This is a genomic window from Pseudomonas sp. UBA5568, from assembly GCF_002425525.1.
In the GTDB taxonomy this organism is placed as follows: domain Bacteria; phylum Pseudomonadota; class Gammaproteobacteria; order Pseudomonadales; family Pseudomonadaceae; genus Aquipseudomonas; species Aquipseudomonas fulva.
Window position 1 is genome coordinate 1 of the sequence record NZ_DIMK01000011.1, and the last position, 22,059, is coordinate 22,059.

A 22,059-nucleotide genomic window follows, 5' to 3' on the forward strand; every position below is an offset into this window, starting at 1 on the left:
AGTGCGCAAGATCGGCCTGGAACTCGGCCTGCCCTACGACATGGTCTACCGCCACCCATTCCCAGGCCCGGGCCTGGGTGTGCGCATCCTGGGTGAAGTGAAGAAAGAATACGCCGACATTCTGCGTCGCGCGGACCATATCTTCATCGAAGAGCTGCGCAAGGCTGATTGGTACCACAAGACCAGCCAGGCCTTCGTGGTGTTCCAGCCAGTGAAATCGGTTGGTGTGGTCGGTGACGGCCGTCGCTACGCCTGGGTCGTCGCCCTGCGCGCCGTCGAGACCGTGGACTTCATGACCGCGCGTTGGGCTCATCTGCCTTACGAACTGCTGGAAACCGTGAGCGGCCGTATCATCAACGAGATCGACGGTATCTCGCGGGTGACCTACGACGTGTCGAGCAAGCCGCCGGCGACGATTGAGTGGGAGTGATCCTGCGTCCGGTATAGCCCGGCACGATCTAGCAAAAAATGCCCTGAAGCCCGCGTAATTGCGGGCTTTTGGCTTTTTGCGTTTGGCAAATTCGGATAGAGTTCTGCATCGCCAAGCACGGTGTTTGTGTGACATGGTACGGGGTATTGACTGCATCTAATGCCATGCATGACGCTCAATACCATGTCGTTTGCCTCAGTATTGACACTGTATCGAAAGTCAGGGCCTGGCTCGCGGCGCGTCCGCGCTACAACATGCACTTCACACCGACTCCGGCCTCGTGCCTGAATGGGGTCGAGCGCTTTTTCTCAACGCTGAGCGAGAAATGGATCAAGCGGCAGGCACAGGTTAGCGTCAAGATCTAGAAGCATCGATTGAGCACTACTTGGAAACGTCAACCAGACTCCGAAACCATTCCGGTGGCATGAGAAGGCTGGTGACAGCCTCCTCTCAGTCGCTCGTGCAGCAAGCGCGCTGGGCAAATGATGTTTCCATGATACTTATGAAGCACCACACGAGTGCCCTGAACGGGTAGTTCGTTATCTTTTTGAATAAATAGCCCAACGATTCAGAGGCTTTTAGATTAACGAACTACCCAGGCGGAACACGGGTCTTTGCTATTTAGTCCTTGATATTCCAATGGCCAATATTCGTCTTGTCATCCATGAACCTCAAGACCCCCCCCTCAATACTCAATGGCCTACCCGTCCCAGGCTCTCTTTGCCAGATCTCGTAATAATCGCCCTTGTCGACGAACGTCACGGGGTCGAACTTTTTACTGTAGGGCCTCACCCATCCTTTTGTGCTATCGATGTACTGACCCTTCAAGTGCTCGCAGGCAACCTTAAGGTAACCACCCCAGTTACCGTCTTTTTCCCAGCTGTCTACAACTTCAACCCATAACGTAGACCTTAATTTGCCTTCGGTGTGATCTGTGCGAAAGGCGCGTCCATATCTGTCCTTATTGTAGATTGCACCCGCCGTCGTCTTGGCTACATCGCCACCGTCAAGACCGATACCTAGCCCATCATCATCGGTGAACCTCACAATGGCTTTAGAGTTATTCTCGTCATAGCCAAAGTAAAGTTTAAAGGCAGACTCTCTTCGCTTTCCCATAAGACACCTCTATCCTGTTGATGAATGTTACAGCTGTGGAAAAAGACAGTATTTTCATGCCCCAGCGTCATTGTTAATGACGCAGAAGACAAAATCGAACTCATTGAAAAATAGACGCGTGCAGCCTGTCTAGGTTTTCAAGTCTGTCTTTCGTCGTACCTAACGTAATGCGCCCTTATAGATTTTCATACTGGCAAAAATATCAGTTGATTAACCGCCGTGTTAGCGTAATGGCCGCGGAGAGGAAGTCGCCGGTCAAGTCCTGCAGTGTGATGACGCCTGACCGCCTTACCCTGAGGGCCCCGATACCTGAAGACATCACGAACATGACATTCCGGCACCTACTGGAATAGCATCCACTGACCTGCGCGAGGCTCGCGGTCATTAACGGTTATCTTCAAGATAAAGGCCTGTCGCTACTTCCCGAATGCAAGTGCTGATGCATGATGGGGGTGTCGTTTGGCTGGCGGCGCGCCGGTTGAACCAAGGCAAATTCAACGGGTCGCTCGTGTAGCAAGAGCGCTGGGTAATTGATGTTTCCATGGTACTTATAAAACACCCCACTCGCTGCGCAGGTGAAGGTGCATATTGACCGAAGAAGGTGATGTTCGCATGGCTGCGGAACGATGGTCTGACATGTCAGGGGGCTGAGTTCATCGAGCGCTATAGCCTGAACGTTGCGCCGCCAGAAGCGCAGATCTTATCTAGTGCAAGCGTGCTGGAGTGGAACCGCGTCAACGAGATCAAGCATCCGGCCATCCAATTCGATCTGGATGTCCTGGATCCGACTGAGTGTCGCTCGGTCTTCTTCGGCGAGCCTAACCCGGCCTGCGACCCTTACGAGGCTTCCCTGCAGGGAAAATGAGCGTCGCCCAAGGCGTGCGATTAATCAACGGTGTATCCAAGGCGACTGATGTGGTTGGTTTGGGTATCACCGAGCACCTGCCGTGAGACGCCATCACGCTCAAGGGTAGATTGGCTGAGATCCCGATCCTGAAGTAGTTCTCTAGAAAAGAAAGAGCCAGCTTCTGCTGGCTCATTCAAGCCAGTATGGGTTCCCAACTCAGGCGCCATGAATCACCCTTGATCTCATAGCCACTACCATGCATTTGCTCGACTGGCCGAGATTGGCTATTGAGACGACGCAGACGAAAGGCTGCTTTTGGAATAGCGTGGGCGTGATCCACGCCATTTAGCAACAGCGTGTTGGCCACCGAGCTATTGCGCTGAAGCGCTTTCGGCTCCCTTACAGGAGGCCGGAAGGGACGGGGCCGCTTAGCGGCCCCATTTGCATTGGATAACAGCCTTTCACTCAATGCTTGGCTGCCAAGCCCAAGCCCAAGCCCTAACGACCGCCGCGACTCAACCCACCCAGCCGCGCCGAAATCGACTGCATCCCCTTGCCCAACTCCCTGAGCGTACTCGCATCCCGGGCGCCTTCTTCACTGGCCGCATGGATCCGTACCGCCAGCTCGTTGATTTCCTGCGTCACGTGGCTCTGCTCCTGGGCGGCGACGGCGATCTGCTGGGCGCGCTGGACGATGTCGTCGAAACTACCCACGGTGGTGCCCAGGGTCGTGGCCACGCCCACGGCCTGCTGCACCGACTCGCGAGTGCGCTGCGCACCGTGCTGCATGGTGGTGACCGCAGCGTACGATGCCTCGCGTAGATGGGTGATCATTTCCTGGATTTCGTTGGCAGACGTTTGTGTACGGCCGGCAAGCGTGCGCACCTCATCGGCTACCACCGCAAAGCCGCGGCCTTGTTCGCCAGCGCGGGCGGCCTCGATGGCAGCGTTGAGCGCCAACAGGTTGGTCTGCTGGGAGATCGACTTGATCACCTCCAGCACGCCGCCTACGCGCTCGATGTCTTCGCCTAGCTGGGTGATCGCGGTGGCCGCGCCCGAGATGTCGGTCGCCAGGCCTTCGATGGATTCACCGTTGCGACTGACTTGGTCCTGACTCTTCTGCGCCTCGACCAATGAGCTGCGAGCCGTGTCCGAGCAGTCCGTGGTGTTGCGCGCGACCTCATTGGCGCTGGCCGACATTTCGGTGATGGCGGTGGCGAGCAGGGTGTTGTCCACGCGTTGCGCCTCTGCCCGATCGGCCAGGCCAGTGGACAGTTGCGCCAGCTCGTTGGCTTGTTCTTCCAGTGACACCGACTCCTCGGCTATGTGGCGCAGCATGGCCTGCAGAGAGCCGGCGTACTGGTTGACGGCCGTGCGCAAAGCGCCCAGCTCATCATTGCGCACAACGTCTAGCTGAGCACCCGCCTGGCCGCCTTGACCCAGGCTTTCGATTTGCGCCGTGGTTTCGTCGATCTGGGTGAGCAGCCGCTTGCCCGCCAGCCATGCCAGCCCCAGCAAAATGGCCAGTAAGGGCAGCAGGAACAGCAGGATCTGGCCGGTGAGCTTGTTCGCCAGGCCGACAACACGAGCTTCGGGGGTGACCAAGCCAATGCGCCAGCCAGTGCCTTCCATGGTAGCCAGGGTGACGTAGGCCGGCCCATCGAGGCGCGCATCGTTATCCAGATAAAGGGTGGTGGTGCCAGCCGGCTTGCTCGCCAGGCTATCGGCCACTGGCTTGAACCACGGTTGTTCCTGGCTCAGGCCGGCAAGGGTCGGCAAGCCCTTGGCGCTCTTTGCATCGGGGAAGAACAGCAGGTTACCTGAGGCGTCGACCGCAAAGGCGTAGCCACCGGTGACATTGCCGTTGGCCTTGAGGAAGGCCGCAAGGCCGTCGAGCTTCAGGTCAATGGTGGCGACGCCGGCGAACGCGCCTTGGGCGTGATAGGGCACGCTGCACGTCGTCATGGCGACGCCACTGACCGGGTCCTGGTACCCATCCGACCAGACACAGCGGCCCAAGGGCGCGGCTTTGGCGCCGATGTACCAGGACTCAGCCTGATACGGCGCGGTTTGCGCAGCGTTGTACTCGTCCGAGTAATCCAACCCATTGCTGGCGTTGCGTGCCCAGAAAAAACTGCGGCGTTCGGTGCCGGCAACGAAGCTGTTGGGTTCTGGCCACAGCCCGCCGCCTGCAATGGCGGTATCGCCTTGGCTGTCGATCACGTTGGGCAAGTTCGCCTTGATCAGGTTCTCGTCGCGGGGCAGGGTCTCGGCCAGGTGCGCCATCGCAGCCGCGGTGCCCTCGATGCGGTTCACCTGCATGGCCAGCTGGCGGGTGATGGCGCTGGCCGACTGTTCCGCCGCCTCGGTGCCAGCTGCAACCAGTTCAGGCTTGCCGCCCAGGGTCATGACGCTATAGATCGCCAATGCGGTGAGTGCCAGCAACGTCAGGATTCCCAGGGTCATGCGCCCGGAGATGCGATTGGGAAGTAGCGACATGCTGAAGCTCCACAAAATTTAGGTTGGCTTTCATTGATTACGGCAGCCAAGCCCGATAGTTGAGGTGCTACATCATGTTTCGTATGAGCGGACGACCGGTGGCGGCAAAAAGGCTATGAGTCGAGGGGGAATCAGCCAAAGCCGAGCACACTTTCTGATACCCATGAAGCATCGTCATCCTCTCAAACGATAAACGCTGTCCCGGCCGTCTTCAGGCAACGGCGTATCAAGCACCCCTCCCGCCATCGGTAAACCCTGCGCCCATCCCGCGGCCAACACCTGCACGTCCCGCGCTGGGTCGCACGCCCTGACCCTCTCATCGCGCAACCGACACGTCTGGGCATCCGTTGCGAACAAGGCGCGGGCAAAGCCCCGGCCCTGTTCCGAAAGCCGTGCGGTTTTGGGGGCGCGGATCGTTGTAAATACCTCAAACGCCTCGGTGGGCTCGTTGCCGGCAACGGCCAGGCAGCGAGCCAGGTGCCAGGCGTCTTCCAGGGCCTGGCAGGCGCCTTGGCCGGAGGTGGGCAATGGCGCATGCGCAGCGTCGCCGATCAACAGCACGTTCGCGCGGCTCCACGTGTGCAGCGGTTCCAAGTCGTGGACCGCAATTCGCCGGACGGCCTGGATGGGGGTTGCCCGGATGATGCGTGAAACGGGCTCGGGCCATTGGGCGAATTTATGCTCGACCTGCGCCCGGTCATCGGCTTGGCCAGCCCCTTCGTTGGACGAGCATGCTTGCGCGGCGGCCCAATACACCAGGTCAGGTCGAACCGCCACCGCACCGAAGCGCTGCCCCGTTCCCCAGTAATCCTGGATCGACACATCGTCCACCAGTGCGCGCGACCCTTGGGCCACGCCGATCCAGTTCACGAACCCTTGATAGCGCGGGGTGTTGTTGCCCGCGACGAACTTGCGTGTCACCGATGCCATGCGCCCGTCCGCACCGATCAGCACGTCTGGGCGGATGCGTGTGCCGTTGCCGAAGCGGGCCACGGCCTGGCCCTGGGCATCCAGGTCGATGGCAACTGCCTGGCAGCCGAATTCGACTGCGATCCCCGCCCGCCTTGCATGTGCGAGCAACACGTCCTGCAAATCCCGGCGCAGCACCGTTACGGTGGGGTAGCCCATGGTTCGGTCCAGCAGTTCGATATCCAGGCCTCCCAACGCATTGCCGGCTGCATCGTACCGGCGCATGGCAAGGGGCCTGCCGCCGACGGCCTGGATAGCGTGCAACACGCCGAGCTGCTCCAGCACAAAGCTGGCGTTGGGCCAGAGCGTCACGCCGGCCCCTCCGGCTGCCGGTACACTGCGGCGCTCAAAGACCCGTGGGTTGAAGCCCTGCTTGCGCAACGCCAGCGCCGCGCTCAGCCCTGCAATGCCTGCACCCACTATCGCTATGTCCACGTTCCAGCCCTCCTTGTTCATTCACTGCCCCGCGCCAGGTCATTGAGCGCTGGGGGCAAAGGGCAATCGTAGATTTCCCCGTTTCAGATCACTAGCGTGCAAAAATGGGACGTTTTCATACCTCAGGTGGGATAGTCAGTGCGCAATGAGCTCGATCTGAATGCGGTCCGTGTTTATACAGCGGTGGTGGATGAGCAGAGTTTCGTCGGCGCCTCGCGTGTGCTGGCCATGCCGTCTTCGAATGTCAGTCGCCATGTGGCTTCGCTGGAGCGACAGCTCGGCACGCGCCTGCTCGAGCGCAGCACCCGTCATCTGCGCATGACCGAAGCGGGGCGGCTGTTATACGCACGAGCCAAGCCCTTGCTCGACGCTTTGCGCAGCACCCAGGAAGCACTCGGTGCTGTACAGCGCGAGCTGCGAGGTCCATTGAAGCTGTGTATGCCGGGTGAGGCTCCCAGGCTGCTGGCGCCCATCCTGGCCGAATTTTGCAGCCTGCACCCTGGCATCGAGCTTGAGTGCGATACCCGGGTGACTGGGCTGCAAGTGCTGCGTGAGGACGTGGACCTGTGCATCCTCTTTCACCGTGGCCGCCAGGAAGACAGCGAGTTCATCACCTGCGAGCTGGCCTGCTTGCCGAGCATCGTGGTCGCTGCCCCGTCTCTGCTGGCCCGTACAGGTATCCCGCAGCACGTTCGAGCGCTGAAGTCGCTGCCTTGCATCACCACGCTCAGCGCGCTCGGCGGGCAACCCTGGCAGTTTCAAGGTGCCAAGGGCGAAATCGTCAAGGTACCGGTGCGCAGCCGTTACCGCGTCAACAGCGGTGAGCTGGCCGTGGCGGGCGCGCGGCAGGGGATAGGGTTTGCGATTGTGGCGGCTTATCCCTGCCAGGACGATCTGGCGGCTGGCCGGTTGCAGGAAGTGGTACTGGATCTGTGCCCGGCGCCTTTGCAGTTGCTGGCGGCGTATAGCCACCGCCATTCAGTGACGGCGCGGGTGCGCGCCCTGCTGGCGTTCATTCGGGAGCGGTTGGAGGCGATGCACAGCTTGCCAGGCGGTTCTGCCGGCGCAGGTTGATCACGGCGTAAAGCGCGCTCACACCGGCAGGCTGTCACGGCCGAAAAAGCGGCCTGTCAGATCGCCTTCACCTTGACCCATTGCTCGGCCTCAAGCCACGCCCCGATCTCGTTGGGGCGCATCGGCCTGGAGAACAGGTAGCCTTGTGCCCAGGTGCAGCCCAGGGTCTTCAGGGTGTTGAGTTCTGCCGCAGTCTCCACGCCTTCGACGATGCACTCCAGTTGCATGTCCTGACACAGGGCAATCAGCGACTTGACGATTTTCAAGCTGGCCGGGTTGAGCTGGATGCCGGTGACGAAGGTGCGGTCCACCTTCAGCTTGGTCAGCGACAACGCATGGATCTGGCTGAGGCTGGAGTAGCCGGTGCCAAAGTCGTCCAGGGAAATGCCGCAGCCCAATTCACGCAGGCGGCTGATGGCGCGCTGGGCTTGTGGCAGGTCCTGGATGGCTGCGGTTTCGGTGATTTCCAGGTCCAGGTACGCAGGGTCGAACCGGCTGCTCCTGATCAACGCCACGATCTGCTGGGCGGCCTCTTCCGAGCCACAGTCATGGGTAGACAGGTTGAAAGACAGGCGCATGCCTGCAGGCCAACTGGCGGCCGTGTCCAGTGCCTTGGTCAGCAGGGGCAGCGTGAGGCGATTGACCATGCCGATGCGCTCGGCGATCGGGATGAAGTCACTGGGTGGCACATGACCCAGCTCCGGGCTTTCCCAGCGCGCCAGTGCCTCGAACGCAACGGTTCGCTCGCTGCGAATATCCACGATGGGTTGGAACACCATGTGAAACTCGCGATCAAGGTCCGCCCTGCGCAGGGCCTGCTCGGTCAGCCCTTGTCGATTGAGTTGCTGACGATGGGCAGTGCTGAACAGGCACGCCGTGCCAGGGCGATGACGCTTGCTCTGGTACAGCGCGTAGTCGGCATATTCGTACACTTGCGTGGCTGACGATGCCTGATCCGGAAAGGTGGCGATGCCCAGCGACGCACTGATCTGAATGGGGATGTCCACCAGTACGAATGGCTCGCGCATGCGCGTGCAGACCTTCTCGCCAAAGGCGCGTAGCTGCTCGTCATCCAGGGCCTGGGTAATGATCAGGCCGAACTCGTCGCCCCCCAGCCGGCTCAGGTGCACGCTGTCGTCGAGCAACTCGTTGAGGCGCTGACCGACCTGATACAGCAGCCGGTCGCCCACACTGTGGCCATACAGGTCGTTGACTGGCTTGAAACCATCCAGGTCAATCAGCCCCACGGCCAGGCGGGCGCCCTGGTCACCAGCTTGGGTCAACAGCGTGTCGAGCCGGGAGAAGAACTGCCGGCGATTGGCAAGCCCGGTCAGGCTGTCCACGTTGGCCAGCTGCAGGTTTTCCTCGCTGAGCCTGGCCGTTTGCGCCTGCATGTTCACCAGCCGGGTGAAGTCGGTGTATTGCGCCTTGAGGATGACCAGCATGGCGATCGATACCAGCAGCACATCGAGCGCGGTGGCAATGAACGTGATGATGGAGGTGGAGGCGAAAAACACCACGAACGCTGTGTTGACCACAGCGGTAGTGGCCAAGGCCGCTGGCAACAGGTGCATCATGCAGAAAATGCAGCCGATCACGGTGATGGCCATGTAGAAGGCGACATGCGCCCGGGTGTAGCTGTCGCCATAGGGAAACAGCGCCAGCGACCAGGCCGTGAAGGCCACGGCAACGAAGGGTGCGAGCGTGTTGGTGCGTTTGAGTGCCGTGACCATCTGGGCCGGGCTGCGCACGCGCCGGCGGGTACGTACCCACTCTATCCCTCGGACCAGGCCGAACACCGTCATGATCATCGGGCAGTACACCACCAGCCAGCGCGGCGCCATCGTGAAGTGGGTGCCCGCCAGCATCAGCGTGTTGATCAGCAGGATGAAGTACATCATGGGCAGCTGGCGCGACAGCGCGATGTATTGCGCCTTGACCAGGTCGGGGTTGTCCTTGGGTACGGACATCAAAGCTCGCAGGCCGAGTAGTGTTTTTTTCATCAGGCGACGCTCTGAAAGTACAACCAGGTGACAAACCGAACGGATTGCCCTTTTTCAGCTTGAAACGAGCAGGGCGGGACGCTGCTCTCACGGACCGTATCGGCCGATCCTCTGGTTGCTGCAATCGTTCAGACTGGTGGCACTTTGATTTCGTTCCCGCCTGCCAACGCCGCGGTGAGTAGCGCCGGTTATTCCGTGCCGGGGGTGTGGCCGAAATAGGCCTTGTAGGCATGGCAGAAGTTCGCCGGGTTGGCATAGCCGATGTGATAGGCGATCTGCGAGATTTGCCATTTGCGTTCCAGCACCAGGAGGCGTGCAAGCTCCAGGCGCTGTTGGCGAATGTACTGCAGGATCGAACAGCCAAACTGCTGGCTGAAGGCCCGGCGCAGGGTGGTCTCGCTCACTTTCAGCTGTTTGGCCAGGGCGGCGACGGACGGCGGGGCAGTGGGGCTGGTGTCCAGCAGCCGACGCGTTTCCAGTGCCAGGTCGCGGCGGCCACGGTCTTGCTGCAGCTCAGGTGTCGGGGCCTGGCTCGACAGATGGCTGGCCAGCTCCAGCACGATCCCCAGGCTCAGGCTTTCATAGTGCAGGCGGCGCAAGCTCCCGCTGTAGGGCGAGCGATAAAGCTGCTGGAACAGGCGGCTCAGCGAGGGGGACTGGGGCAACTGGTCGAACTGCATGCCATCGGCCAGCAGGGCCAGCAGTGGGTGGAACTGGGGATCGTCCTGAGCCAGTTCGCGCAACGCGTCACCGGCAATGCGCACGCCGGCCATGCGCGCATGGCTGTCGACCGGTAACTGGTCCTGGGCTTCGAGGCTCTCGCTCAGGCCAAGCACGTGCAGCCGACCGGTGTCGTACTGGTTCAGCCTGCCGTCGACCTTGTGCTGCCAGGCGCCGTCGAACACTTGCACGATGCATAGGCTCTCTGGCAGCACCTTGTCGATGCGCAGGGGCTCCGGAAAGTGCAGGTGGCAGTCGAAGTACTGCAAGCCTTGGCGCACGGTCTGTGCCCGATAGTGCCCCGTGGCACTGCCCATCACATGAGCGGCACGCGTATCCAGCACGCCTGCCTGGGCCAGGGAGCCAGGGCTGTCGAAACAGAAGGCGGTATCCAGGTAGGGGGTTAGCGATTGCATGCAGGCTCGGTTTCTCGGTGGGGGCAGCGTCGACCGGAAATGGTAACGCGCGCACATTTTCGACAATAGTCGTTGTGACCAACCGGCTGTTTGTTGTGATGAACGGGCAACTGGGTTGGCAGCCTGGCTATTGAGTCCTTCAATACGCGTTTTGTTGCAGATCAGGAAACAAAATCATGTTCGCTTATCGGAAATGGGCTGCCTTGCTGGTTGCCGCGCTCACCCTGTGTATCGGTCAAGCCCAGGCCGAGGACCGCCCGGACGTGGCCAAGAACGTCGTCGCCTACCTGGGCACTGAAGGGGCCAAGGTGTGGACGCTGCGCATTGGCGATCGCGCGGCCAACGAGGCGCTGGTGCAGGTGGAAGGCGTCGATCACGACTGGGATATGCGCATCCAGAAAATGCACGTTGAGAAAACCGCCAAGGATACCCGCTACTGGACCGACGTCGACGGCAAGAAATTCGTCGTGCTGATCATCCAGGGCATGTGGGGGGGCGAGCTGTACCTGCCCGGCGAGGCGCAACCGCGCCAGGTCGGTTACTCGGAAGGTTTGTCGCATCAGGGCAACGCCGAGGCGTTCCTGACCGATTACCTGGCTGCCAAGAAATAATCGAGGGGCATCGATCATGAGCGAACATACCGATCCATTGGCCGACCTGTCCGGTTCGCTGGGCAATGAGTACGACCAGTCGCGCACGGCCCAGCGCGAGCGCGTGGTCGCCGAGCTTCGGCAAGTGATCGAGCGCGTGCCGGAGCAGAGCGAATTCACCAACTCTCGCCGTTACCGCGTGTGGGGGCCTGTATGGCTGGTCGGTGCCCTGATTCTGTTCGGAATCGGCATCAGCATGCAGCGCACCGGGCCGATCGTGGCCACCGCCTTCATCCTGCTCATCGCCGCTGTTGTGACCTGGCAGCACCGCAACGCCGGTACCCAGGTGTTCATGCGCCTGACGCGCCGCCAACTGTTCGTCGACACGTTGGACGCGCCGGTGGACCTGGCCCAAGTGCAGGACATCTCGGTCAAGGATGAAGGGCTGGTGATGATGCAGACGCTGGAGATGAGCAGCGATGCTGCACTGCCTACCCACCGAGTGGCGAGGCTGCAGTTCTTCGGTAACCAGGCCATGGTTCTGAAAAAGCCGCGCCCCCAGATCCGTATCATGTCGGCTGGGCTGGCGCAGAACGGACGCAAGCTGTCCAACGAAGAAGTGCTGGCCGTGCTGACGGCCTACTGCGATGCCGCCCACGCTCAGCGTCAGCTCGAGCTGCTGCAGGCCAATGGATAATTCCGGCGCCAATGACGACCTGGCCTACCTGCAGGTCCATGCCGTCGGGCCTGATGAGTCGTTCGAGCTGCGTGAGCACTCGCTGGGCAAGGCACTTGCGTGTGCAATCATCGGGCTGGTGGCACTTGGGCTCGGTGGCTGGCTCGCGAGCTTGCCGATGGTCTTCGGCCCGCAGACCGCCACCGCGGTGGTGGCGTTGCTATGGGCGTTCGGTGCAGGGCTGGCCGGCATCGGGCTGGTGGCCCTGGTTTGCGCCTGGGCGCTGTATCAGCGCCATGGGCAGTGCGCACTGGTGGTGACCCGTGACACGGTCGGCTTCGCCAACGCCTTGGCCCCAGTACCATGGGAAGCGTTCGAGGGCTTCGATGTCGAACAACGGCGGCTGAGTACGCACCTGGTGTTCAGCCTTGCCGCGTTCGGTGCTGCACCTGTGCTCAAGGCCTCGAGCTTGAAAGCGCTGGCAGCCCCTGATGCCCAGCTGATTGCCGGTGGCCTGCGGCTCAAGGTGTGGGCCTGCAACTTCACCCTGACCGGTCGCAGGCTCACGCTGGCAGAACTGGTGGACGTGCTTTACCCCTACCTGCAGGCAGCACAGGCCAGGCGTACCTTGGCACAGTTGTTCCCGGCCGTGGCTCGCCAGGGTGATGCCCTGCGGCGGGCTGGGCCATGAGCAACGGGGCCATACGGCTGCTCAGGCGCCTGGGCTGGGGCTTGGCCCTGCTGCTGTTGCCGCTGCTGGTACTGGGGTGGAGCCAGGTGCAACTCTGGCGCCTCGAGGTGGCACAGGCGCAGGCTCAGGTGATGCGCCAGTGGCTGGATACGCCAAGCGACACGCTCTTGCAGGCCCTGCCCAAGGCCGAGCGTAACCCATACCTACCCCAGGCAGACCGACGTGAGCGGTTTCAGCGTGAAGTGGACCGCTATGAGGCGGGCCTTGGCGGGCAGTCTCTGCGCAAGGTCCTGGCAGTCACGAGCGGCCTGCTGGCGGTTCTGGCCCTGCTCACTGCGGCCGGGGCGTGGCTCAGGCTCAGACTGGACGCCTGGCGGGCGCTGCGCTCATCTGAGTTTCTGCAGCAGCACATGACCCAGCGTTGGCGTGCCCTGGGCAAGTGGCTGGTACTGCATCTGGGCTTGCTGGCTGCCGCATTGAGCCTTGCCTTGCTGTACGAGCTGAGCGTTGCGACCAGCCGGGTGGCCGAGGGTGGGTTGACGGTGCTGTTCATCGTGTTGCCGCTGGCTTCGTGCGTGCTGGTCTGCCTGCAACTGGCCAGGCGGTTGCATCGACGCTGGCCGCTTGTACTCGATCAGAACACGTCCTTTCTGGGCAGAGCGCTTGATCGGGACAGTGCACCGGGGGTATGGCGCTGGGTCGAGGGCCTGGCGGCGCAGCTTCAGGCACCGGTCCCCGACAACATCGTGGTTGGCCTCGATCAGGGCTTTTTCGTCACCAGCGTGCCGATTCTGCTTCAGCCTGCAGGCTTGCCGCTGGCGGGGCGCACGCTGTACTTGCCGCTGCCTTACCTGGGCATGCTCAGCCAGGCAGAAGCGGGTGCGGTCATTGGACACGAACTGGGCCATTTCCGGCATCAGGATACCGAACGGGCCAGCCAGACCAATGCACAGTTCAGCATGATGCGCGCCCATTTCTCGGCGCTGGTGGGCGATGACGAGCCCCCGCCCTGGACGCAACGCCCGACGCTGTGGATGGCCTGGCAGTTCCTGCACCATTTCCAGCGTGCGGTACTGCACTGGGGACGGTCGCAAGAGCTGCTGGCAGACCAGGCAGGCGCTGCAGTCGGCGGACAACGGCTGTTTGCGCAGACCTTGCTGCGCATCATTGCGCTGCAGCCTGCGGTCGATACGGTGCTGGCGACGTGCGGTGGACAAGGTATCGATCGAGCCCTGCCTGGCTACCTTGAGCATCACCCGCTGCAGGTGGGCGACGAGGTGCTGGGTGCCGCCATGGCGCACCCCTTCGACACTCACCCTGCAGCCGCTTCCCGCCTGCAGGCGTTGGGTGTTGCGCCCGACCCGGCGCTGCTGTTCGCCGCTACCCGGGCACCGGGCGTCGAGGAGCGCCACTGGTTCGGCCGACTGTGAACGGGGGCGCGCGCTCAAGCCGATTGAGCGCGCCCAGGACACATCGGATTGATCCTTCACTTAATCTTTCCCATTCGCAGGTGTATCGTATTCGCCCTTCTTCATCAGCGCCTGCTGGTGAACTGTTTGTGCCGAACACGAGGTACCCGCTGCGATGTCCTTCACCCGTCGACAAATGCTCAAGGGCCTGACCGGCCTGGTTGTGGTTGGCCTGGGCGCGGGGGGCGCCGCGCGGTACTGGCTGGGCAAGGTCGAAGATGACAATGCCGGCCATGACTACGAGCTGATCGCAGCGCCCCTTGACGTCGAACTGGTCCCTGGACACACGACTCAAGCCTGGGCGTTCGGGCCCAGTGCCCCTGGGACCGAGCTGCGCGTGCGGCAGGGTACCTGGCTGCGCGTGCGCTTCATCAACCACCTGCCGATCGAGACCACCATCCACTGGCATGGCATCCGCTTGCCGCTGGAAATGGATGGCGTGCCGTATGTGTCGCAATTGCCAGTCAAGCCAGGGGAGTATTTCGACTACAAGTTCCGGGTGCCCGATGCCGGCAGCTACTGGTACCACCCCCATGTCAGCAGCTCCGAAGAGCTGGGCCGGGGCCTGGTGGGCCCGCTGATCGTCGAGGAGCGCGAACCCACCGGTTTCAAGCATGAGCGCACGCTCAACCTCAAGACCTGGCATGTGGACGAGCAGGGGGGCTGGATGCCGTTCAGCGTCCCGCGCGAGGCGGCGCGCAATGGGACGGCAGGGCGGCTGATCACCATCAACGGCCAAGCCGATGCCGTGACCGAACTGCCGGCAGGGCAGGTGGTGCGCGTGCGCCTGCTGAATCTGGACAACACCTGGACGTACCGCATCAACCTCAAGGGCAACTGCGAAGCGCGGATCTACGCGCTCGATGGCAACCCCGTCACCCCCCGGCCATTGGAGGATGACTACTGGCTGGGGCCTGGCATGCGCATTTGCCTGGCGATCCGCATTCCCGAGGCCGGCGAAGAGATCTCCCTTCGCGATGGCTTCGTGCGCCTGGGCACCCTGCGCGCGGTGGCCAACCCGGATGCGCCCAGCGACTGGCCAGCGGCGCTGCCGCCCAACCCCATCGCCGAGCCGGACCTGGAAAACGCCGAAAAGCTCAACTTCAACTTCGAGTGGGCAGGCAAGGTGTCGGTCGGCACCGACCAGGGCAAGCCGCCGAGCCTGTGGCAGATCAACGGTCAGGCCTGGGACATCACCGACAAGACCTGCGCCGATCGCCCGATCGCGACGCTGACCAAGGGCAAGAGCTACATTTTCGAATTGAAGAACATGACCCAGTACCAGCACCCCATCCACTTGCACGGCATGAGCTTCAAGGTGATTGGTTCCAACCGGCATGACATCAAGGAGCCGTGGTTCACCGACACCTACCTGCTGGGCAAGAACGAGCGCGCCCAGGTTGCGCTGGTCGCCGATAACCCGGGCACCTGGATGTTCCACTGCCACGTCATCGACCACATGGAAACCGGCCTGATGGCCGCGATCGCGGTGGTCTGATGCGACCGCAGATCATCGACCGCAGCCATGACCAGACCTACATGCGCATGGCGTTGGCGTTGGCCGCCGAGGGCGCCCAGCTGGGCGAGGTGCCGGTGGGCGCTGTGCTGGTGCAGGACGGCCAGGTCATCGGCCAGGGCTTCAACCGCCCGATCACCGACAGCGACCCCAGCGCCCATGCCGAGATGGTGGCGATCCGCGCCGCCGCGCGGGCGGTCGGCAACTACCGCCTGCCGGGTAGCACGCTGTACGTGACCTTGGAGCCGTGCAGCATGTGCGCCGGCTTGATCGTGCATTCGCGGGTGATGCGCGTGGTCTTCGGCGCACTGGAACCCAAGGCCGGGATCGTGCAGAGCCAGGGCCAGTTCTTCGGGCAAGGCTTCCTGAACCACCGTGTGCTGGTGGAGGGGGGCGTGATGGCCGAAGCGTGCGGGCAAGTGCTCAGTGACTTCTTCAAGGCTCGCCGGGCCAAGCCGTGACGGGACCGGCTACAACGGCGCTGATTGCTCTGCCGGTTTAGCCTTGTTCACACCCGGTACATGCAGGTCGCCCTCGGCCACCTGGCCTTCGAGCTGAGGCTGGGTAACCCAGGTGAGAATGTCGTAGTAGCGGCGGATGTTGGCGACGAAGTGCACCGGTTCGCCGCCCCGCGCATAGCCGTACTTGGTCTGGCGGTACCATTGCTTCTGCGCCAGGCGCGGTAGCATCTTCTTCACATCCAGCCACTTGTTGGGGTTGAGCTTTTCGCGCTTGGCCAGGGTGCGCGCATCTTCCAGGTGGCCGCTGCCGACGTTGTAGGCGGCCAGCGCGAACCAGGTGCGGTCGGGCTCCTGGATGCTGTCGTCCAGCTCGGCCTTGATCTTCATGAAGTACTTGGCGCCACCCTTGATGCTCTGCTTGGGGTCCAGGCGGTTGGAAACCCCCATGGCCTGGGCGGTGCGCTGGGTCAGCATCATCAAGCCACGCACGCCGGTCTTGGAGGTGACCTCCGGCTGCCACATGGATTCCTGGTAGCCGATGGCGGCCAACAGGCGCCAGTCCACCTGCTCGACCTTGGCATAGCTCTTGAAATGCTTTTCGTACTTGGGCAAACGTTGCTGCAGGTGCTGGGCGAAGGTGTAGGCGCCCACATAGCCCAGTACGTCGACATGCCCGTAATAGCGGTCCTTCAGGCGCTGCAGGGTGCCATTCTTCTGGGACTTGTCGAGGAATTCGTTCACCTCGTTCAGCAGGCTGTTGTCCTCGCCTGCGGCGACGGCCCAGCGCTGGTCACGAGACTCGCCCAGGTCGAAGGCCACGCGCACATTAGGGAAGTACACCTGGTTCATGGCCAGTTCGTTGGAGTCGACCAGGGTAAGGTCGATCTGCCCTTCGTCGACCATGCGCAGCAGGTCGACCACCTCCACGGCATCGGATTCTTCGTATTGCAGGCCCGGGTACTGTTTTTTCAGCTCGGCCAGCTGATCGGCATGGCTGCTGCCCTTGAGCACCATGATTTTCTTGCCGACCAAGCCTTGGGCGCTGGTCGGGCGCGAGCGGCCATTGCGGTAGATGACCTGAGGCGTCACCTCAAGGTAGGGGTGAGAAAACTTCGCCTGGACCTGGCGCCGTTCGCTGCTGACAAGGCCGGCGGCTGCCAGCACCGGGCCGGACGGCTTGCCAAGGTCGTCGAACAGTTCGTCGAGGTTGTCGGCGGTCTCGATTTCCAGCTTCACGCCCAGGTCATCGGCAAAATGCTTGACCAGTTCGTACTCGAAGCCGGTCTCACCGTTGCGATCCTGGAAATAGGTGGCCGGGCTGTTGCGGGTGATCACGCGCAGCACACCGTCCTCCTTCACGCGCTCGAGGGTACTGGGTTTTTCAACGCAGCCACCAAGCAGCAGAAAGAGTCCGGTTGCGAAAAGCCATCTGGCGCAACGCTGGCGCAAAGCAGTGTGGGTGAACATAGGTTGCAGTATACGCAAAGGACTGGCCGTGCCATATCTCGACAACGGCTAGCTTGTCTGATAGCGCTTACTGGGGTTTGTCACTCGTGCGCACCGTCCAGCGCTGCGTTCATGGTCTGGTACAGGGTGCAGGCCCTGCATCAGAGCGATCACCCCCCCTTTTGCCAGCCCGGGCAGGCGCTGCCGATGAGCTGCCAACACGGCCCCTGACAAGTGGTCGAACCCCCGGAAATTTTGACCCGCCGGTCCGGTTCCGCCGCCCGGCAGCCATGCGCTACAGCGGGTGCCGCAAGCCAACGAATTAGGCTAGAATGCACGGCCTCCAAGCACACCCCTTCTGAGGCTGTCCCGACGATGTTGATCCTGCGCGGCGCTCCTGCCCTTTCTGCCTTTCGCCACGGTAAGTTACTCGAGCAACTGAGCCAGAAAGTCCCCGCTGTTACTGGTTTGTATGCCGAATTTGCCCACTTCGCCGATACCGACGGCGAGCTGACCGCCGACCAGCAGCAGGTGCTGGGCCGTCTGCTCAAGTACGGCCCGAGCGTACCGGTGCAGGAGCCCGCCGGTCGCCTGTTCCTGGTCGTACCGCGCCTGGGCACCATTTCGCCCTGGGCCAGCAAGGCCAGCGACATCGCCCACAACTGCGGCCTGCAGTCGATCCAGCGCCTGGAGCGCGGCATTGCGTACTACGTTGCCGGTGACCTCAGCGACGCCGAGGCCGAGCAGGTGTCGGCGCAGTTGCACGACCGCATGACCCAGCGCGTGCTGGGCCAGCTTGAGCAGGCCGCCGACATGTTCAGCCACGCCCAGCCAAGGCCCATGACGTCGGTGGACATCCTCGCCGGTGGCCGCGACGCTCTGGCCCAGGCCAACATCGACCTCGGCCTGGCATTGGCCGAGGACGAGGTGGACTACCTGGTCACCGCGTTCCAGGGCCTCAAGCGCAACCCCAACGACATCGAACTGATGATGTTCGCCCAGGCCAACTCCGAGCACTGTCGCCACAAGATCTTCAACGCCAGTTGGGACATCGACGGCCAGGCGCAGGACAAGAGCCTGTTCGGCATGATCAAGAACACCTACCAGATGCACAGCGAAGGTGTGCTGTCGGCGTACAAGGACAACGCTTCGGTCATCGTCGGCAACGTTGCTGGTCGTTTCTACCCGAACCCTGAAACCCGCCAGTATGGTGCGGTGCAGGAGCCGGTACACATTCTGATGAAGGTGGAAACCCACAACCACCCGACCGCCATCGCTCCCTTCTCCGGGGCATCGACCGGTTCTGGCGGCGAAATCCGTGACGAAGGTGCCACCGGCCGTGGCGCCAAGCCCAAGGCCGGCCTCACCGGCTTCACCGTGTCCAACCTGCGCATCCCAGGCTTCGAGCAGCCCTGGGAGCAGGACTACGGCAAGCCTGGCCGCATCGTCGACGCCCTCGACATCATGGTCGAAGGCCCGCTGGGCGGCGCTGCCTTCAACAACGAGTTCGGGCGTCCGGCCCTGACCGGCTACTTCCGTACCTTCGAGCAGTCCATCAACACCCCGCACGGCGAAGAAGTGCGCGGTTACCACAAGCCGATCATGCTGGCCGGCGGCATGGGCAACATCCGCGAAGATCACGTGCAGAAGGGCGAGATCACCGTCGGTGCCAAGCTGATCGTGTTGGGCGGTCCGGCCATGCTGATCGGCCTGGGTGGCGGCGCCGCTTCGTCGGTGGCCACCGGCGCCAGCTCGGCCGACCTCGACTTCGCCTCGGTGCAGCGCGAAAACCCCGAGATGGAGCGCCGTTGCCAGGAGGTCATCGACCGTTGCTGGCAGTTGGGTGAACACAACCCCATCGCCTTCATCCACGACGTGGGGGCGGGCGGTATCTCCAATGCGTTCCCTGAACTGGTGAACGACGGCGGTCGCGGTGGCCGCTTCGAGCTGCGCAACGTGCCCAATGACGAGCCGGGCATGGCCCCGCACGAAATCTGGAGCAACGAATCCCAGGAACGCTATGTACTGGCAGTCAGCGCCGAGGACTTCGAGCGCTTCCAGGCCATCTGCGAGCGCGAGCGCTGCCCGTTCGCAGTCGTCGGCGAGGCGACTGCCGAGCCGCACCTGACTGTGACCGACAGCCACTTTGGCAACACGCCGGTCGACATGCCGCTGGACGTGCTGCTCGGCAAACCGCCGCGCATGCACCGCTCGGTCAGCCGCGAAGCCGAGTTGGGCGACGACTTCGATCCGAGCACCCTGGACCTGGACAGCGCTGCGCAGCGCGTGCTGAACCACCCGGCCGTTGCCAGCAAGAGCTTTCTGATCACCATTGGCGACCGCACCATCACCGGCCTTGTGGCGCGCGACCAGATGGTCGGCCCCTGGCAGGTGCCGGTGGCTGACTGTGCCGTCACCGCCACCAGCTTCGACGTGTACACCGGTGAAGCCATGGCCATGGGCGAGCGTACCCCGCTGGCCCTGCTCGATGCCCCGGCTTCCGGGCGCATGGCCATCGGCGAGGTCCTGACCAACATGGCCGGCGCGCGTATCGACAAACTGTCCGACATCAAGCTGTCGGCCAACTGGATGTCGGCCGCCGGCCACCCGGGCGAAGACGCCCGCTTGTACGACACCGTCAAGGCTGTGGGCATGGAGCTGTGCCCAGAGCTGGGCCTGACGATTCCGGTCGGCAAAGACTCCATGTCGATGAAAACCAAGTGGAGCGAGGACGGCGTGGACAAGAGCGTGACCTCGCCGATGTCGCTGATCGTCAGCGGCTTTGCGCCGGTTACCGACATCCGCGGCACCCTGACCCCGCAATTGCGCATGGACAAGGGCGAGACGGACCTGATCCTGATCGACCTGGGCCGTGGCAAGAACCGCATGGGCGCGTCGATCCTGGCGCAGACCTACGGCAAGCTCGGTGCCCAGGCGCCGGATGTGGACGATGCCGAAGACCTCAAGGCGTTCTTCGCCGTCATCCAGGGCCTGAATGCCGACGGCCACCTGCTGGCCTACCATGACCGCTCCGACGGCGGCCTCTTCGCCACCGTGCTGGAAATGGCCTTCGCGGGTCACTGCGGTCTGGACTTGCACCTCGATCCGCTGACCGACAGCAAGGCCGACATCCCGGCCATCCTGTTCAACGAAGAGCTGGGCGCGGTCATTCAGGTGCGTCAGGACGCTACCCCGGACGTACTGGTCCAGTTCAGCGCCGCTGGCTTGGGTGAGCAGTGCGTGGCGGTGATCGGCAAGCCGGTCAACAACGCCGAAGTCTCCATCAGCCTGAACGGCGAAGTGCTGTTCGATGACGACCGCCGCATGCTTCAGCGCCAGTGGGCTGAGACCAGCTACCAGATCCAGCGCCTGCGCGACAACGCCGATTGCGCGGATCAGGAATTCGACCTGCTGCTCGAAGAAGACAACCCAGGGCTGTCGGTCAAGTTGGGCTTTGATGTCAACGACGACATCGCCGCGCCCTACATCAAGAAAGGCGTGCGCCCGCAAGTGGCCATCCTGCGTGAGCAGGGCGTCAACGGCCAGGTCGAAATGGCGGCTGCCTTCGACCGTGCCGGTTTCGCGGCCATCGACGTGCACATGAGCGACATCCTTGCTGGTCGCGTGGACTTCGAGGCCTTCAAGGGCCTGGTCGCCTGTGGCGGCTTCTCCTACGGCGACGTGTTGGGTGCAGGCGAGGGCTGGGCCAAGTCGGCCCTGTTCAACAGCCGTGCGCGTGATGCCTTCCAGGCGTTCTTCGAGCGTAACGACAGCTTCGCCCTGGGGGTGTGCAACGGTTGCCAGATGATGTCCAACCTGCACGAGCTGATTCCGGGCACCGAGTACTGGCCGCACTTCGTGCGTAACCGCTCCGAGCAGTTCGAGGCGCGGGTGGCCATGGTCGAGGTGCAGAAGTCCAACTCGATCTTCCTGCAGGGCATGGCCGGTTCGCGCATGCCGATCGCCATCGCCCACGGCGAGGGCCATGCCGAGTTCGCCAGTGAAGAGGCCTTGCTGGAGGCCGATGTGTCCGGTTGCGTGGCGCTGCGTTACGTGGACAACCACGGCAAGGTCACCGAGGCCTACCCGGCCAACCCCAACGGCTCGCCACGCGGTATCACGGGGCTCACCAGCCGCGACGGCCGCGTGACCATCATGATGCCGCACCCGGAGCGTGTGTTCCGTGCCGTGCAGAACTCGTGGCGCCCGGATGAGTGGCAGGAAGATGCGGCGCTGATGCGTATGTTCCGCAATGCGCGGGTGTGGGTGAACTAAGGCGTGTACAAGCTCGCCTTCTTCGCCCCTGCCAGCCATGTGGAGGTGGTCAAGGCTGCTGTGTTCGCCGCAGGTGGTGGGCACATGGGTGATTATGACCACTGTGCTTGGCAGACCTTGGGCCAGGGCCAGTTTCGTCCATTGGACGGCAGTTCGCCGTTTCTTGGGCGGGCGGGTCAGGTCGAGGTGGTGGAGGAGTGGAGGGTGGAGCTTGTGGTGGGCGATGACCTGATTCGTCAGGTTGTTGCTGCGCTCAAGCAGAGTCATCCGTATGAGACGCCGGCCTATGAGGTTTATCGGTTGGTGGACTTTTAATGCTCGTCGTGGTGGGTGAGGGGTGAGTTAGCCTCTTACAGGTTGGGTCGGGAGTTTTGATGGGTTTCGATATCCTGCCTGATGATGTGGAAGTTCTAAGTTCTAAGTTCT

At 62.5% G+C, this 22,059-nt stretch carries 16 protein-coding genes and 4 pseudogenes; 13 read left to right on the forward strand and 7 right to left on the reverse strand.

The features are described 5' to 3' along the window. Together B2S33_RS03445 and B2S33_RS03450 are read left to right on the forward strand one after the other, a co-directional pair. Positions 1 to 430: pseudogene (locus tag B2S33_RS03445) on the forward strand (GMP synthase (glutamine-hydrolyzing)); the annotation flags it as partial. A gap of 215 nt (positions 431 to 645) precedes the next feature. Further along, positions 646 to 916 (forward strand): annotated as a pseudogene (locus B2S33_RS03450) (IS630 family transposase); the annotation flags it as partial. Between the two features lie 135 nt (positions 917 to 1,051). Here B2S33_RS03450 and B2S33_RS03455 read toward each other — a convergent pair. Then, positions 1,052 to 1,546 (reverse strand): hypothetical protein, encoded by a 495-nt coding sequence (locus B2S33_RS03455; RefSeq protein ID WP_027913797.1) that lies wholly within the window; start codon positions 1,544 to 1,546, stop codon positions 1,052 to 1,054. A 284-nt stretch (positions 1,547 to 1,830) separates the two neighbouring features. Here B2S33_RS03455 and B2S33_RS03460 point away from each other — a divergent pair. Together B2S33_RS03460 and B2S33_RS03465 are read left to right on the forward strand one after the other, a co-directional pair. Further along, positions 1,831 to 1,965: pseudogene (locus B2S33_RS03460) on the forward strand (IS5/IS1182 family transposase); the annotation flags it as partial. Positions 1,966 to 2,150: 185 nt separating this feature from the next. Further along, positions 2,151 to 2,411, forward strand: coding sequence for a hypothetical protein (locus tag B2S33_RS03465; protein ID WP_280076647.1), 261 nt, complete (start codon positions 2,151 to 2,153; stop codon positions 2,409 to 2,411). Between the two features lie 480 nt (positions 2,412 to 2,891). Here B2S33_RS03465 and B2S33_RS21525 read toward each other — a convergent pair whose 3' ends face one another. The 3 genes and pseudogenes from B2S33_RS21525 to B2S33_RS03475 all read right to left on the reverse strand — a co-directional run bounded on the left by B2S33_RS21525 (position 2,892) and on the right by B2S33_RS03475 (position 6,296). Next, positions 2,892 to 4,025: a methyl-accepting chemotaxis protein gene (locus B2S33_RS21525; RefSeq protein WP_371259659.1), complete on the reverse strand. Its 1,134-nt coding sequence runs from the start codon at positions 4,023 to 4,025 to the stop codon at positions 2,892 to 2,894. Continuing rightward, positions 4,011 to 4,892 (reverse strand): annotated as a pseudogene (locus B2S33_RS21530) (cache domain-containing protein); the annotation flags it as partial. The pseudogene B2S33_RS21530 and the gene B2S33_RS21525, both read right to left, overlap by 15 nt. 174 nt (positions 4,893 to 5,066) lie before the next feature. After that, positions 5,067 to 6,296, reverse strand: coding sequence for an FAD-dependent oxidoreductase (locus tag B2S33_RS03475; protein ID WP_128610230.1), 1,230 nt, complete (start codon positions 6,294 to 6,296; stop codon positions 5,067 to 5,069). A 138-nt stretch (positions 6,297 to 6,434) separates the two neighbouring features. Between B2S33_RS03475 and B2S33_RS03480 the strand changes: the two genes are divergently transcribed. Next, on the forward strand, positions 6,435 to 7,370 hold the full coding sequence (locus B2S33_RS03480) for a LysR family transcriptional regulator (RefSeq protein ID WP_027913802.1): 936 nt from the start codon (positions 6,435 to 6,437) through the stop codon (positions 7,368 to 7,370). A gap of 56 nt (positions 7,371 to 7,426) precedes the next feature. Here B2S33_RS03480 and B2S33_RS03485 read toward each other — a convergent pair whose 3' ends face one another. Then, a complete protein-coding gene (locus B2S33_RS03485) occupies positions 7,427 to 9,373 on the reverse strand; it encodes a putative bifunctional diguanylate cyclase/phosphodiesterase (protein ID WP_286885267.1) in 1,947 nt (648 codons plus the stop codon). Between the two features lie 188 nt (positions 9,374 to 9,561). Further along, positions 9,562 to 10,509 (reverse strand): helix-turn-helix transcriptional regulator, encoded by a 948-nt coding sequence (locus B2S33_RS03490; protein WP_027913804.1) that lies wholly within the window; start codon positions 10,507 to 10,509, stop codon positions 9,562 to 9,564. A 176-nt stretch (positions 10,510 to 10,685) separates the two neighbouring features. Between B2S33_RS03490 and B2S33_RS03495 the strand changes: the two genes are divergently transcribed. The 6 genes from B2S33_RS03495 to tadA all read left to right on the forward strand — a co-directional run bounded on the left by B2S33_RS03495 (position 10,686) and on the right by tadA (position 15,912). Then, on the forward strand, positions 10,686 to 11,120 hold the full coding sequence (locus B2S33_RS03495; protein ID WP_027913805.1) for a hypothetical protein: 435 nt from the start codon (positions 10,686 to 10,688) through the stop codon (positions 11,118 to 11,120). 16 nt (positions 11,121 to 11,136) lie between these two features. Further along, complete coding sequence (locus B2S33_RS03500; protein WP_286885264.1) at positions 11,137 to 11,796, forward strand: hypothetical protein; 660 nt, start codon at positions 11,137 to 11,139, stop codon at positions 11,794 to 11,796. Continuing rightward, positions 11,789 to 12,466, forward strand: a complete 678-nt coding sequence (locus B2S33_RS03505; protein ID WP_288649854.1) for a hypothetical protein — start codon at positions 11,789 to 11,791, stop codon at positions 12,464 to 12,466. Before B2S33_RS03500 ends, B2S33_RS03505 begins: the two co-directional genes overlap by 8 nt. Next, complete coding sequence (locus B2S33_RS03510; protein ID WP_286885260.1) at positions 12,463 to 13,896, forward strand: M48 family metallopeptidase; 1,434 nt, start codon at positions 12,463 to 12,465, stop codon at positions 13,894 to 13,896. Before B2S33_RS03505 ends, B2S33_RS03510 begins: the two co-directional genes overlap by 4 nt. A 154-nt stretch (positions 13,897 to 14,050) precedes the next feature. Further along, the gene (locus B2S33_RS03515) at positions 14,051 to 15,433 is read left to right on the forward strand and encodes a multicopper oxidase family protein (RefSeq protein ID WP_028687082.1); all 1,383 of its coding nucleotides are present in this window, start codon (positions 14,051 to 14,053) and stop codon (positions 15,431 to 15,433) included. Then, positions 15,433 to 15,912 (forward strand): tRNA adenosine(34) deaminase TadA, encoded by a 480-nt coding sequence (gene tadA, locus B2S33_RS03520; protein ID WP_023533384.1) that lies wholly within the window; start codon positions 15,433 to 15,435, stop codon positions 15,910 to 15,912. The genes B2S33_RS03515 and tadA overlap by 1 nt, the downstream gene beginning before the upstream one ends. Before the next feature lie 9 nt (positions 15,913 to 15,921). Here tadA and mltF read toward each other — a convergent pair whose 3' ends face one another. Continuing rightward, positions 15,922 to 17,379, reverse strand: a complete 1,458-nt coding sequence (gene mltF, locus B2S33_RS03525) for a membrane-bound lytic murein transglycosylase MltF (RefSeq protein ID WP_028687083.1) — start codon at positions 17,377 to 17,379, stop codon at positions 15,922 to 15,924. 354 nt (positions 17,380 to 17,733) lie between these two features. On the opposite strand from mltF, the gene purL reads away from it, so the two are divergent. After that, complete coding sequence (purL, locus tag B2S33_RS03530) at positions 17,734 to 21,633, forward strand: phosphoribosylformylglycinamidine synthase (protein WP_027913811.1); 3,900 nt, start codon at positions 17,734 to 17,736, stop codon at positions 21,631 to 21,633. 3 nt (positions 21,634 to 21,636) lie between these two features. Next, on the forward strand, positions 21,637 to 21,948 hold the full coding sequence (locus tag B2S33_RS03535) for an NGG1p interacting factor NIF3 (RefSeq protein ID WP_288649856.1): 312 nt from the start codon (positions 21,637 to 21,639) through the stop codon (positions 21,946 to 21,948). Positions 21,949 to 22,059 lie beyond the last annotated feature (111 nt).

Excerpts from the sequence above, each read along its gene's own strand:
- B2S33_RS03465 (WP_280076647.1), top strand. The coding sequence starts at position 2,151 with ATGTTCGCATGGCTGCGGAACGATGGTCTGACATGTCAGGGGGCTGAG.
- B2S33_RS03455 (WP_027913797.1), bottom strand. The coding sequence starts at position 1,546 with ATGGGAAAGCGAAGAGAGTCTGCCTTTAAACTTTACTTTGGCTATGAC.
- B2S33_RS03500 (WP_286885264.1), top strand. The coding sequence starts at position 11,137 with ATGAGCGAACATACCGATCCATTGGCCGACCTGTCCGGTTCGCTGGGC.
- B2S33_RS03510 (WP_286885260.1), top strand. The coding sequence starts at position 12,463 with ATGAGCAACGGGGCCATACGGCTGCTCAGGCGCCTGGGCTGGGGCTTG.
- B2S33_RS03485 (WP_286885267.1), bottom strand. The coding sequence starts at position 9,373 with ATGAAAAAAACACTACTCGGCCTGCGAGCTTTGATGTCCGTACCCAAG.
- mltF (WP_028687083.1), bottom strand. The coding sequence starts at position 17,379 with ATGTTCACCCACACTGCTTTGCGCCAGCGTTGCGCCAGATGGCTTTTC.
- tadA (WP_023533384.1), top strand. The coding sequence starts at position 15,433 with ATGCGACCGCAGATCATCGACCGCAGCCATGACCAGACCTACATGCGC.
- B2S33_RS21525 (WP_371259659.1), bottom strand. The coding sequence starts at position 4,025 with ATGGAAGGCACTGGCTGGCGCATTGGCTTGGTCACCCCCGAAGCTCGT.
- B2S33_RS03505 (WP_288649854.1), top strand. The coding sequence starts at position 11,789 with ATGGATAATTCCGGCGCCAATGACGACCTGGCCTACCTGCAGGTCCAT.
- purL (WP_027913811.1), top strand. The coding sequence starts at position 17,734 with ATGTTGATCCTGCGCGGCGCTCCTGCCCTTTCTGCCTTTCGCCACGGT.
- B2S33_RS03490 (WP_027913804.1), bottom strand. The coding sequence starts at position 10,509 with ATGCAATCGCTAACCCCCTACCTGGATACCGCCTTCTGTTTCGACAGC.
- B2S33_RS03515 (WP_028687082.1), top strand. The coding sequence starts at position 14,051 with ATGTCCTTCACCCGTCGACAAATGCTCAAGGGCCTGACCGGCCTGGTT.
- B2S33_RS03495 (WP_027913805.1), top strand. The coding sequence starts at position 10,686 with ATGTTCGCTTATCGGAAATGGGCTGCCTTGCTGGTTGCCGCGCTCACC.